Source organism: Paenibacillus sp. 1A_MP2 (assembly GCF_052244825.1).
In the GTDB taxonomy this organism is placed as follows: Bacteria; Bacillota; Bacilli; order Paenibacillales; family Paenibacillaceae; genus Paenibacillus; species Paenibacillus vandeheii.
In genome coordinates, this window is record NZ_JBQQCS010000001.1 from 3,348,555 (window position 1) to 3,361,537 (window position 12,983).

Here is a 12,983-nt window from a genome sequence, read left to right on the forward strand (position 1 = left end):
TAAAATGAACAACTACATTAATTTTACCTCTACTTACAATCCTAATTTGCAGGCTTTAAGCAGTTCCGACGGTTATGATGCCGTCAAAATGAATGACATGTTTGGTCAGATTATGGGCAATATCGCAGCCGTCCAATCTACGCTGACAGGCAGCATTATTGATGTCAGGAATTTTGCTCCAGGAGATGGAAGTGATCAGACAGCCCAGATCAAAGCTTTTTTTGACTCGGCACAGGAAGGGGATGTTTTATTATTAACGCCAGGGCATTATAAAGTCGTCAAGACGGGCTGGTTCTATACGTTTAGCGGCAGATCCGTGATCATTAAGTCCCTTCCAGGAGCAATCTTGGAGGTCTCGGATCAGGGAATCCGGATTGAAGGCAGCAATCATGTAGAGATAAGTGGTTTGACCTTGGTACGCACGACTCAAGCAGCTTGGAGTAAGAACAAGACAGGGCTGCAGATCGAAAATTCGAGCAATGTATTATTGCAGCACAATGATATCAGCAAGTTTACGGATGGGATCGGAGTCAATGGTTCAAGCAGTCAAGACAATCCCGCCCGAAATGTCGTTATACGAAACAACAAGCTGCATCACTTGGGAGAAGAACCGATTGCAGTTCGGAGTCATTTGGTTTTTGTGGTAATTCGTGAGAATGATTGTCACAGATATCTTGGGGATGGCATTTTGGTCAAGGCAACATGGCATGTTTCGATCACCGACAACTTTCTGCACACCCCTGTATTATCGAGTGATCCAGATTATGCTGCTTTTTCAGGCGGACAGCAAGTGAATAATATGCCTAAAGTCGGTGGTGGGATTACCTGTAACAATGAGGGAGGAGAGACCGGAGCCAAAAACCTGCATATTCATGGCAATAGCCTGATCGGAACAGCATTTGGTGTGGGGCTTATCGGATTCGAAGGCACGTTTGTGACCTCCAATTATTTTTATGATATCAAATTAACTTCTGTCATCTCCGTGTCTTTCTCCTCATCCATATATAATCCAAATAACGTAAGCAACCATCTCTTTGTAATCCAGGGTAACCTGATTGATACCATCACCAGACCAAGTGCTACCGCTGCCATTGAAGCAAAAACGAGTACGGGTGCAGAAGGCATGGACATCGGAATAATATCAGATAACATCATCATTCCAAGAGGGAAACACTGGGGAATTGTCGCGGATGGTCATATTATCGTAAAAGGCAATTATATTGCCGAAGCGGGCATAGCCATGGATATTGCCAATGGAGTGATTGCATCAAGCAACATCATCGAGCCTGGTTTTGAAACGACCAATCCTGACCGAATGGTGAGTTTGCATAATGACTGTACATTTTCTCATAATTCAATTACTGGAAAAGGTACGTGTCTTCAATTACGAGGCTCCAACAATATCATTACTGGAAATCGCTTGAAATATGAAGGGACATGGTGGGCGGTGCATCTGGACATTGTGAATAACACGGTGGAAGGCAACCTCATAAGAGACAACATGCTGATGGTTACCGCAAGTGCGGCGGGACGTTATCTCTTTGGCGCAACTCCTTCGAATAATGGGAAAAACGTAGTGGTTGATTTGGTTAAGGATACTAACGGGACGTTTTATCAGCTCGTCAATGAAATTGTTATGACGGGTGCGAATTCTACGCGATGGAGAATAACCGTGGATGCAAAAGGGGATTTGAAAACGACAAAGTTATAGCTAAGTTCAGTTCTTTGCTAGAAAACTCCTGAAGTATCCGAAGATCATTGAAGGTGTTTTCAATATTTCAGGAGTTTTAGGCATATGATCAGCTCGGTTCCAATTGTCTATACAAAATGCGGTAGCCGTAAGGATCAAGTTTAATATTCATCATGCCATTGGTAGGAACAACGGCATCCTCGGTAAGGGCATCCTTCCAGTCTTTGGTTTCCATCGGATGTGACAGGGTACGTTCTTGCGGAGTATTGTTCATCCACACCGTAAAGTGGAGAGTGTCATCCATACGCTCGTAAATGATGCATGGATCATTGTGATCGGCCTTCAGGAAACGAAAGCGACCTTTGCGCAGCGCTTCATTACTTTTTCGTAAATCAATCATCAGGCGGTAGAAGTCATATAGCTCCTGATCTTGCTTGGCAGGGTCCCACTGCATACATTTGCGGCAATCCGGATCACCTTCTCCACGTAGACCAACCTCATCCCCATAGAATATACAGGGCGTACCAATATAGGTGAAAAGAAATACAACCGACAATTTTAATCTGCGTTTGTCTTCTCCAGCCCGAGTTAGCAGACGTGGGGTGTCATGACTGCACAGCATGTTAAAGATGACTTCATTGGTTTGTTGCGGGTAACGCATAATGAGTGATCCCATCTCGTTTGCGAAGTTATAACCATCCATAGAACCGCAGAAGAATTCGAGTACTTTGTCGGCAAAAGGGTAGTTCATCACGGAATCAAATTGATCCCCCATGAGCCAGGTCAGGGAATCACTCCATACTTCGCCTACAATGTAGGCTTCCGGATTGGCGGTTTTGACCACTTTGCGGAAATCGCGCCAGAAGTGATTATCCACTTCATTGGCTACATCCAGACGCCAGCCGTCGAGTTTAATTTCCTTGATCCAGTATTCAGCGACATCGAGCAGGTATGCTTTGACCTCGGGGTTGGCGGTGTTGAACTTGGGCATATTGCCATAAAATCCAAATGTATCGTAGGTAGGAATACCATCTTTAATCCGCACTGGATATTCATTGATATGAAACCAGTCTGCATATTTGGAGTTTTTGCCGTTCTTCAGTACGTCCTGAAAAGGAGGGAAGTCTTCGCTGCAGTGGTTAAAAACCGCGTCAAGCATGACACGAATCCCACGGCGATGACATTGTTCGGCCACTTTTTTGAGCATATCATTGTCCCCGAAATGCGGGTCTACTTTTTTATAATCAATGGTATCGTATTTGTGGTAGGAGTTTGCTTGAAATAGCGGGGTAAAGTAAATCGCATTGACACCGAGTTTAGTTAGATCGTCCAGGTGATTGAGCACACCTTGCAGGTCTCCGCCAAAGTAGTTATCCAGTTCAGGTCGGCCACCCCATTCCTGGGTTCCTTCCGGGTTCAGATCGGGATTGCCATTGGCAAACCTTTCCGTCATGATCTGATAGAACACGGCTTCCTTGGCCCATTCGGGAACTTTAAATACATCAATTTCATGAATGTAGGAAAATTCATAATATCCTCCGGTAGCATATGGGAGAGCATAATGAATTCCGTTGTCAGCGAGATAAATATTCTCGGTACCGGCGGTAATGCGGAAGATGTAAGTCAGACGTTTGAATTTGGGCTTAACTGCAGTTTCCCAGTAATCAAACATACTGTCGGAAGCAGCTTTCTCCAATTGAATTTCCTTATAGGTTCCATTCCAATCGTATTTATCACCAGTCAGTGCAGTCACATATTGTACATCGTCTCTCTTCGTTCGTACACGCAGGTGGATTGTCGAGGGATTATAAGCATAAGCCCATTTATCGCGGGGAACGTGATACATCGCTTCGAGCAGCATGACAACACCTCCTGATTTTAAGATAAAGTTATAGCTATAAATAACCAAGTTAGACAGCATTTGAACCATGTAAACAGCGTGGGATGCAAAAATTTCAACATTTTTCAACGCTTTCTTTTCACAGCATTTCCAGCTGGTGTCCGTATATACGTGTTTATTATAAACCAAAAGGGTGCTCCTTAAGACCTTATATGCAGGTCTTGCGGAACACCCTAGTAATATATACAGTAGTTTGCGAAAAACTTAGCGACTTGCTTGCTTAAACTCGGTTTGAATGGTTTGCAGCAGCTCAGGCTTTGTAAGAACATCATAAGCAGTTGCAGCAATTGCCTTGGCTCCAAGAATCATGCCATCCAAGGCCCGTTCCTGTAGTGCCAAATCACGGAATTCAATGGAATGGAGGGTATGAACTTCGTCCACAACACGAATATAAGGGTGAATTGCAGGACAGCGCAAGGAAACGTTGCCGATATCCATGGAACCATGATCGTTACCCGTTACGATTTCCTCTTGAGAAATACCGAGCTCTAGCAGATTAGCACTGAAAGCGGCAGATAACGTTTCATTTGTAACCATTTCATCATAGGAAGTCTCGTAATTGGATGTAACCAGACGGCACCCGGTTTGGAGAGCAGAGCCTTCGGCAATCTGAATCACACGTTGGGTCAGGATATTTAATTCTTTTCTGGTCGAAGCACGTACATAGAACTGGGCCGAAGCATAATCAGGAATGATGTTGGCTGCCTGTCCTCCGCTATTAATAACCCCGTGGATTCGAACCGTACTCTTCACTTGTTGGCGGAATGCATTAATCCCATTAAACGTCTGGATGACCGCATCCAGTGCATTGATGCCTTCATGTGGACTTGCAGCAGCATGTGAAGATTTCCCATGGAATTCAAATTGTACGGCATCAATAGCCAGGGAACTGCCCGATTTCTCATAGGCGTAATAAGGATGAGCCATCAGCGCAACATCACAGTCATCAAATAACCCTGCCTCAGCCATAGGCACTTTGGCGCCCCGGGTTTCTTCCGCTGGTGTACCGAATACTTTCAATGTACCGCCTACTTCATCGAGTATGGACTTCAGACCTACCGCAGCTCCGAGGCTCATCATGCAGATTAGATGATGGCCACAGGCATGACCGATTTCAGGCAGTGCATCATACTCACAGAGAAGGGCAATAGTCGGACCAGGTTTGGATGCAGCATATGTACCGATAAATGCAGTGTGCAAGCCAAGAACAGGAGCTTCTACGGAAAAACCATGGAAGACAAGTTCTTCCCTTAACCGAGCAGAGGCGAGATATTCTTCATTACCAAGTTCGGGATTGGCACCGATGTATGATGAAATCTCCTTAAAACGGGAAGCATATTGATCAATTACAGTTAGAATTTGAGTTTTGGTATGTGTCATGGTGGACTCCTTAAGCAAAAATGAAAATAATTTAATAATTATATCATAGATGCAGTTATTTTTCAGAAACTAGTCAAGATTTATAATGTCGAAATGCATTGCATAATCATGCATTCTACTTTATAATGACTCAGGCATCAACAACAGAAAGCATACAAAGTATTATAAGGGGAGAACAGGGTTGAAATTGATTAGTCGTTACACCATGATGCTGATAGCTCTTGTGGTTTTGCTAACTACGGTTACACCGGTTGCGTCGGCAACGGGAACTACAGGCGACTCAGGCAGTAAAAAGCTGGTGCTCGGTACAAGCGCCGATTTTGCACCATATGAATTCCATAAAGTCATTGATGGTAAAGATCAAATTGTCGGCTTTGATATTTCGATTGCCAAAGAAATTGCTGCCGATCTTGGGGCAGAACTTGTAATAGAGGATATGGGTTTTGACGGACTTCTTCCTGCATTGCAGAGTGGTCGTGTGGATATGGTCATCTCGGGAATGACGCCAACGGATGAGCGTAAAAAAAGCATCGACTTCTCCGATACCTATTATAAATCGAAACAAGTTATCATGATTCGCAATGAGGATAAAGACAAATATTCAACCATGGCTGATCTGGAAAATGAAAAAATTGGAGTCCAAAAAGGTTCCATTCAGGAAACGATTGGTCAGGGAATCCCAGGCGCCAAACTGACAGCACTTGATAAAATATCTGATATCGTACTGCAATTACAGACCAATCGTGTGAATGCTGCGATCGTCGAAGATACAGTAGCTGCCGGCTATCTGGATGATGTTATCGGACTATCTGCTGCGATCCCGGATGAAGAGCAGGTCGAAGCGGCGATCGGGATTCGCAAGGGCAATACGGAATTACTGAATGCAGTCAACGGAACGCTCGAACGTCTGAAAAACGAAAATAAAATCGATCAGATGGTTACAGAAGCAAGCCAGTTGATGGCAGACAAGGTTAATAAAAGCCAAAACATTTTTGAAGTGTTCTGGCAGTACAAAAGCTTCTATGCGACAGGTGTGGGCTATACGCTCTTACTGTCTGCTCTCGGTGTAATATTCGGGGTCATTATTGGTTTGATCATCTGTCTGTTCCGTCTGCATGACGTCGCAATTCTGCGCTGGCTCGGAACAGCTTATGTTGAGGTTATTCGTGGTACACCAATGCTGGTTCAATTGATGATTATCTACTATGGACTTGCGTTGACACTTGGTATTAATTTTACGCCGCTTCAGGCGGGTATTATTACCCTTTCCATTAATAGTGGTGCCTATCTTGCCGAGATTTTCCGTGCAGGTATACAGGGTGTGGATCGCGGCCAGCTGGAAGCAGCCCGTTCCCTGGGGATGGGAAGAGGCGCCGCAATGCGCTACATCATCCTTCCACAAGCGTTCAAAGCGGTGTTGCCGGCGATCGGTAATGAGTTCGTGACAATTATCAAGGAATCCTCCATTATCTCGGTTATCGGTATGGTGGACATTATGTACCAGGCAAGTGTGGTCAAAAACATTACGTACCAAGGAATGAACCCATTCCTGATTGCAGCAGCCATTTACTTTGTGCTGACGTTCATTTTGTCCAAGCTGATGGGTCGACTGGAAAGGAAGTTGAGTGCAAGTGATAGACGTTAGACAATTACACAAATCATATGGAAGCAACGATGTGCTTAAGGGCATCAACGTAACAATAGGCAAAGGTGAGGTTGTCGTGGTCATCGGTCCGTCCGGATCTGGGAAAAGTACCTTCTTACGTTGTCTGAATCTACTGGAGCAGCCTACTTCTGGGGAGATTGATTTTGAGGGAGTATCGATCACGGGTCCCAAACATAACATTAATGCGACTCGTGAAAAAATGGGGATGGTATTCCAGCATTTCAATCTGTTTCCACATAAAACGGTGCAGCAGAACATTACGATTGCTCCCATTAAAGTGAAAAAACAGTCTGCACAAGAAGCGGAACAAATCTGTGAAGATTTGCTCAAAACGGTTGGCTTGTCCGACAAAAAAGATGCCTATCCAAACCAGCTGTCCGGTGGACAGAAACAACGGATAGCTATTGCAAGGGCACTTGCGATGCAGCCGCATGTTATGCTGTTTGATGAACCTACCTCTGCACTGGACCCTGAAATGGTCGGTGAAGTGTTGGATGTCATGAAACGCCTTGCAGTAGGCGGCATGACCATGGTCATCGTGACTCATGAAATGGGCTTTGCCCGTGAAGTAGGTGACCGCATTCTGTTTATGGATGGCGGGGTTATTGTAGAAGAAGGAACGCCGGATGAAGTGTTTGGTCAACCCAAACATGCACGTACACGTGACTTCCTCGCTAAAGTGCTTTAATACAACCAAATCCTAAAGGATGATGGTCAAGGTGGAAACAAAAATTCGTTCTGCGGATGAGAGTTCATCCGATTCATGCATCCCTGTCGACGCCCAGTCGGCAGGGATGTTTTGTTATGTGAGGATACGAACAGATTTACATAAAAAGTAACGTTTCTGTCATCAATGATTTAAGTCCAAATAGACAATTTATTGAAAAAAGTCGCTTGAATTCAGCATAAAAGTTGAAGTGAATTAGCCAGATGGTAACATTTACTACGACTCTTGGTTACAAAATTGTGATATATTTGTTCCTGCCGAAACTTCCGGAGGTGGGAGTGTGGGGGATGTAACGATGCAGAGTGTGCTTGGGGAAGAATCATTTGCACACGGCTTGGGGTGAATTAGGGCTACATAAATTATTCATGTAATTGAACCTATAGGGTGGTTTCCTCCATCCGAATCCGACAACTAACTTCGCAGGCATAATGAGGGAGGAAGACCATGATTAACAAGAAACGTATAGCCAAAACAGCAACAGCTTTGCTGACAGCAGCAATGCTCATTCAAGCCGTTCCGGCTCATGCTGATTCAGTTCATGTGGCCAAAGAGGGGGATACCTTCTACACCTTATCCAAACAATATGGAGTTGGACTTAACGCACTTATTAAAGCTAACAATGACATTTCAGCCTACAACATTTATGGGGGATTGAAAATTACGATCCCTGGTAACACAACGAACACAGCTTCTGCTGCAGCAGCAAAAACAGAGGCCAAAACGGTGACTGCCGCAAGTCTTGACGTAAATTCGGATAGCAAGGTGGTACAGGCCTGGGGGAAAACGTTTGATTACAGCAAAACTGTCGACGTAAAAGCAACAGCATACTCCGCGGATGCTTCCGAAAATGGAGGATGGGGTGCAGTAGATTACTTCGGTAATCCGCTCGAACTTGGCACGATCGCAGTAGACCCTAGTATCATTCCACTGGGTACAAAAGTACTGGTAACGGGTCATACACATCCAGGACTACCTAAACAGGCATTTGTTGCTACAGCCCGTGATGTGGGTGGTGCCATCAAAGGCCATAAAATTGATATCTTTATTCCTGGCAGCAAGCAATCCGTGAACACATTTGGTATTCAGGATGTTGAACTTTACATTTTGAAATAAAATCAAAAGAGTAGCTGCACATGAACATGTGAGACTACAACTGAACCTACATCAAACCGTAAAGGGTGTCCTTCAATCACAATATTGTGATTGAAGGACACCCTTTTGCATATCCGATTTCTGTAGCAACCCAAGCTGCTGGCGCTGCTGCTGAACGCGCTGCGCAGCGAATCTTGATCCTACTTGCCCTTGGGCAGTTCCAACAGTTCATCCAAAGTTACGAGCTCATACCCGCGGTTTCGCAGCTCCTCGATGACTTCAGGCAACGCCTCAATAGTACCATTTAATATCGATCCGACCCCGCCTCCTGCATGCTGCAGAACAATGGAACCAGGTTTGACGGCAGACAGGATGTTTTGTTTGACTTCCTCTTTGGAGAGACCCTTCCAGTCCAGGGAATCGACGTTCCAGTTCACAATGCTGTAATGTTGTTTGGCCGCCCATTGCAGCTGCTGCTCGTTAATGTCGCCATAGGGTGGACGAATCATTTTGGGTGTGTAACCTACCAGATTGCGAATAATATCCCCGGTATGTAAGATTTGTTTGCGAAATGCATTCATGGATAGCTTACTGAACTGGGGGTGATTGTAGCTGTGATTGCCAACAATATGCCCTTCCTTCACCATGCGTTTCACCAAATCCGGATGTTTCTCAGCGCGATGTCCCACGATGAAGAAGGTAGCCCGTACCTTGTATTTTTTTAAAATATCCAGCACTTGAGGGGTGAACCGCGGATCAGGTACATCATCAAAAGTCAGTGCGACCTTTTTTGTTGAAGGGCCGTTGGTTTTGAACGTATCCGCATATTTCTGTCTGAGCTGTCCCAGTGTCAGCTGTTCCTCTTCGGAAGAATCAGACTTCGAAGCAGGTTCGGTTTGCGGGCTTGTAGATGCCCATATCTGAGCAGGGGCGTAACTTCCTCCCAGAAGAATGAACATGATGGATATCATTATGAGGCGTATGCGCATGTTAGTGCCTCCTTTTCCCAAATTGCGTTCTCTTTGGTATGCCCGGGGGGATCCGTATTTATGCATGATGTGAGATGTTTCATTGTTGATTCATTAAATTGTAGCCATAATTCCACCATATATATTACATATAGAAAAGGACAGGTGGAGCAGGATGAATACATACGATTTAAATTCCGTTCGTTTACAGGTGATTGAGGCAGGGGAAGACAAAGTGTTTATGGTAACTGGAGGAAGATCACATATTGGGGCGGTAGCAACATTTTATCCGGACCGGGAACGGGTGAACGGGGCTACGGTGCATATCCCTGGGCATAAAGAACAAGAGCTGTGCGAGAGACTTGCACGTAGAGCTTCTCTGCATTTAAAGGTAACCGTGACTGTGATTATGGGCATTCACTTTGATGCTATTACGCGAATGCAGATTGATGAGATTGTGCAGACTGCAGAGAAGCTGCTGGATGAAGAGCTGTTGAGCCAAACCGGTCCACTGATCCAATAGCTCCAGGTAGGCTAAGTAGCTAAAATCGTTTTTTAAGATTTTTTTTGTTAAAATTGAAACGAGTAGAACATTGCCACGTATGTATGATTATATACAAGGATGAACTATCGACTAGGAGGAATACCATAATGTCCATTTTCAAACGATTGCGCGATTTAACGATGTCTAACATTAATTCCATTATTGACAAGGCAGAAGATCCAATCAAGATGACAGATCAATATATCCGGGATATGCAGGAAGATCTGGAAGATGCGGAGAAAGCTGTTGCCGCACAGATTGCTATTGAGAAGAAATTTAAGCAACTGTTCGAAGAACAGGAAGCTCTCGTGAAGAAACGTGAAGAGCAAGCACATACAGCTGCGCGTGCACAGAATATGGATCTGGCCCGTCGGGCACTGGAAGAGAAAAAAGTCGCTGAAGAGAAGATGGCTGAATACAAAACAAGCTATGATCAAAATAAAGCGTCTGCCGATAACCTTCGTGGCAAGCTGGACGAAATGCGCAAACAATTGACGCAAATGAAAAATAAACGCGAAACATTGGTTGCGCGCTACAATGCAGCAAAAGCTCAAACCGAAATCAACAAGGCACTGAACGGATTTGGTTCAGATACTGCTAGTGCCGGCATGAAGCGTATGGAAGAAAAAATGATGCAGATGGAAGCTCAGGCTGAAGCCAGCAATGAAATGTCGTCCAAAGGAAAATCGCTGGATGATGAGTTTGAGAAGCTGGGCAAGGATCAGGCTGTTGAGGATGAACTGGCAGCGTTGATGAAGCAATACGAAAATAAGAACTAAACCTTGTATGTAAGCAGGGCACCAGCGGAGGAGAGACCAGCGTTTCTCCTTCGCTTTTAATTGCGGTTCATGTTGATATGTGGGGGCTATGGTAATGGATTTGAACATTTTGGCAATGCTGGTCTGGACGTTATCGGGTTCGGTTTTGCTGTTTGTCTTGATGTATGTGGATTCGTTGTTCACGAAGTATAAGGATTTTGCCGAAGTAAAGGCGGGCAATATGGCTGTTACGACACGTATGGTAATGAAGCTGTTTGCTCAGGGTTATGTACTTGCTACCTCCATTTCGACAGCGGGTCACCTTGGAGAAGCGTTGTTGGTATCCGTAGTTTCATTTATTATTTTGCTTATTCTGGAGAGTGTGGTTCACTATATGATTCGGAGATGGGCGAACCTGGATCTGGATACGGGAATACAGCAGGGCAAGACAGGTTATGGCTTGTTCTCGGGTGCACTTCATATCGTGGGCGCATTAATTATTGCAGCTTGTTTATAAGATAAAGAACAGGAGTAATGGGCATGAGTGTGTGGAAACGGATTAAAGGAATACTAGCCAAACCTGAACCGCCCCAGGCAGAGAAAACAATGCTTCAGCTGGCACCTGGTGATATCTGTGAGGTTTCGCTGGTTACTTATGAAGTTGTTGGGCGGGTACATCATCGAGCACGGAATGCGGCAGTCCTCACGTTGCAGGATGGTACGTCTATCCGACATTTGCATATAGAAGAACGGGAAATGACCCGATATGCCCTCTATACACCAATTGATGGTCGTCTTGATGCACCGGATGAGGTGCCTACGTTACTGGATCTGGATGGACGTGCGTATCATCTGGAGGAAGAATACGGAGGAATGGTAACCACTACTGGCAGGACACCCTATGGTCAGGCTGGCGAACAATTAGTATGGCAATATCAGTCTGATGATAACATGCTTTTGCGTGTGGAGTGGCAAGACAGAAGATTTACGCTGTATGAGGGTGAGTCCATTCTTCCTGCGGATATCAAAGTGATTCGTTCGAGCTAGGAGAGGTTCCAATGAAAAAGCGCTTGGCACATGGATTAAAATTAATGCTGGTCCTCAGCCTTGTGATGTCGCTGCTGTCCGCGTGCGGAGCACCTTCCGTTCAGGACACATACCCGCTGGAATCGGTCAGCGGCAGTGGTAACACGACATCCTATGTGTACCGAGCTGCCGATCGTACCGTTCCAGAGGTCGCGCAGGAATTATCTGAACAGCGGAAGCCGGATCAGATCTCGGCGGAAAATACAGAGCGGATGTTCCTGGTATATCAGGACCAGTATTATCATTTGCAGCAAGATCCGAATAAAGCGGAAGACACCTTGGTTGAGGTGGATTCCAAGGAATATGTTCGGCAGAATTATGATTCGTCCTTTTTGCAAGGGTACTTAACCGCAACATTAATCGGTAGCTTGTTTGATTCTTTTGGGGGCAGCGGGTCTGGTAAGTATCGGGGATATACGAATAAAGACACGTACAAACCGAGTGCAGGTTCCTATCGAACACCGACGAGCAGCGATAAAAAGGTTGCCCCGCCCATTACTGTTGACCGTAAAGGGTCGATTACCCGGCGAGGCAGTGACAAGGATTCGAGCGTAGGCTCCGGTGGTGGATTATTCAGCCGAAATAAGGAGCAAAGCAAAGGCACAATTGATCGCAATAAAAGCAGTGGTGGCCTTGGCGGATTGTTTGATTCACCGAAGAGCTCTTATAAAAAGCCCAAAACGAGGGTTGGGGGCGGCCGAATTATGAGGCGTAGGTAGTACTACTCATAATCGGCGGTCCGCAATATTATTCGCAGAAGAACAGTGAAAAGGTAAAGTGGAGCGAGCTCTGCCACTGCAATATTACCTTGGCAGCTGTTCTTTTTGTTTTATGATTTGCGGACATGATGGGACTTTCGCACACGAGGTATGGTTGTAGCCGGCTGTTTGCGAATCCAGCGGATATAAGGAGCGATGCGCTCATCTTGCCTCAGTGCCTGCACGTCAGTTAAACCGTAGGTTATTATATCGCGATTGGTATATAGAGAATGAATTTGTTTATGGCAAGGGATACAGAGGTTGGCCTTAGGCATGTGCGTTCCGCCCATTTCTTTGGGTGTCAGGTGATGGACGGTTGTCTCGACAGGTTCCCTGCCACATAATTCGCATCGTTGGTTCATAAAGAGTCAGCTCCTTTTCTCGTACATATTATGGGCTGTCGATTTGTCTTTC

Annotated in this window: 13 protein-coding genes and 1 riboswitch; of the genes, 9 read left to right on the forward strand and 4 right to left on the reverse strand. The window is 45.2% G+C overall.

The genetic code is table 11. The annotated features are described in order from the left end of the window. The first annotated feature begins 4 nt into the window (after window positions 1-4). On the forward strand, window positions 5-1,711 hold the full coding sequence (locus tag ACTWJ7_RS16390; protein ID WP_301877302.1) for a NosD domain-containing protein: 1,707 nt from the start codon (window positions 5-7) through the stop codon (window positions 1,709-1,711). Window positions 1,712-1,799: 88 nt separating this feature from the next. Here the strand turns inward: ACTWJ7_RS16390 and ACTWJ7_RS16395 are convergent, their stop codons facing one another. Both ACTWJ7_RS16395 and ACTWJ7_RS16400 read right to left on the reverse strand, forming a co-directional pair. Continuing rightward, complete coding sequence (locus tag ACTWJ7_RS16395; protein ID WP_301877301.1) at window positions 1,800-3,551, reverse strand: alpha-glycosidase; 1,752 nt, start codon at window positions 3,549-3,551, stop codon at window positions 1,800-1,802. Window positions 3,552-3,794: 243 nt separating this feature from the next. Next, entirely contained in the window at window positions 3,795-4,970 is a 1,176-nt protein-coding gene (locus tag ACTWJ7_RS16400; protein WP_079349210.1) for a M20 family metallopeptidase, read from the reverse strand. 181 nt (window positions 4,971-5,151) lie between these two features. On the opposite strand from ACTWJ7_RS16400, the gene ACTWJ7_RS16405 reads away from it, so the two are divergent. The 3 genes from ACTWJ7_RS16405 (at window position 5,152) to ACTWJ7_RS16415 (ending at window position 8,476) form a co-directional block, all read left to right on the forward strand. After that, window positions 5,152-6,615 carry an ABC transporter substrate-binding protein/permease gene (locus tag ACTWJ7_RS16405; RefSeq protein WP_301877300.1) on the forward strand — a complete coding sequence of 488 codons (1,464 nt, stop codon included), beginning with the start codon at window positions 5,152-5,154 and terminating at the stop codon, window positions 6,613-6,615. Next, the gene (locus ACTWJ7_RS16410) at window positions 6,602-7,324 is read left to right on the forward strand and encodes an amino acid ABC transporter ATP-binding protein (RefSeq protein WP_024634013.1); all 723 of its coding nucleotides are present in this window, start codon (window positions 6,602-6,604) and stop codon (window positions 7,322-7,324) included. The genes ACTWJ7_RS16405 and ACTWJ7_RS16410 overlap by 14 nt, the downstream gene beginning before the upstream one ends. Before the next feature lie 284 nt (window positions 7,325-7,608). Then, window positions 7,609-7,805: riboswitch (cyclic di-AMP (ydaO/yuaA leader) on the forward strand. A gap of 2 nt (window positions 7,806-7,807) precedes the next feature. Next, a complete protein-coding gene (locus ACTWJ7_RS16415; protein WP_079349208.1) occupies window positions 7,808-8,476 on the forward strand; it encodes a 3D domain-containing protein in 669 nt (222 codons plus the stop codon). Window positions 8,477-8,655: 179 nt separating this feature from the next. On the opposite strand, the gene ACTWJ7_RS16420 is transcribed toward ACTWJ7_RS16415, so the two are convergent. Next, the gene (locus ACTWJ7_RS16420) at window positions 8,656-9,444 is read right to left on the reverse strand and encodes a polysaccharide deacetylase family protein (RefSeq protein ID WP_079349207.1); all 789 of its coding nucleotides are present in this window, start codon (window positions 9,442-9,444) and stop codon (window positions 8,656-8,658) included. 154 nt (window positions 9,445-9,598) lie between these two features. Here ACTWJ7_RS16420 and ACTWJ7_RS16425 point away from each other — a divergent pair, with 154 nt between their 5' ends. The 5 genes from ACTWJ7_RS16425 (at window position 9,599) to ACTWJ7_RS16445 (ending at window position 12,530) form a co-directional block, all read left to right on the forward strand. Beyond that, a complete protein-coding gene (locus ACTWJ7_RS16425; RefSeq protein ID WP_079349206.1) occupies window positions 9,599-9,946 on the forward strand; it encodes a prenylated flavin chaperone LpdD in 348 nt (115 codons plus the stop codon). 128 nt (window positions 9,947-10,074) lie between these two features. Continuing rightward, on the forward strand, window positions 10,075-10,746 hold the full coding sequence (locus ACTWJ7_RS16430) for a PspA/IM30 family protein (protein WP_024634017.1): 672 nt from the start codon (window positions 10,075-10,077) through the stop codon (window positions 10,744-10,746). Window positions 10,747-10,840: 94 nt separating this feature from the next. After that, window positions 10,841-11,242, forward strand: a complete 402-nt coding sequence (locus ACTWJ7_RS16435) for a DUF350 domain-containing protein (RefSeq protein ID WP_024634018.1) — start codon at window positions 10,841-10,843, stop codon at window positions 11,240-11,242. 23 nt (window positions 11,243-11,265) lie between these two features. Beyond that, window positions 11,266-11,772, forward strand: a complete 507-nt coding sequence (locus ACTWJ7_RS16440) for a DUF4178 domain-containing protein (protein WP_079349204.1) — start codon at window positions 11,266-11,268, stop codon at window positions 11,770-11,772. 11 nt (window positions 11,773-11,783) lie between these two features. Then, the gene (locus tag ACTWJ7_RS16445) at window positions 11,784-12,530 is read left to right on the forward strand and encodes a DUF4247 domain-containing protein (protein ID WP_024634020.1); all 747 of its coding nucleotides are present in this window, start codon (window positions 11,784-11,786) and stop codon (window positions 12,528-12,530) included. 110 nt (window positions 12,531-12,640) lie between these two features. Here ACTWJ7_RS16445 and ACTWJ7_RS16450 read toward each other — a convergent pair whose 3' ends face one another. Then, entirely contained in the window at window positions 12,641-12,931 is a 291-nt protein-coding gene (locus tag ACTWJ7_RS16450) for an HNH endonuclease (RefSeq protein ID WP_079349203.1), read from the reverse strand. Between the last annotated feature and the right edge of the window lie 52 nt (window positions 12,932-12,983).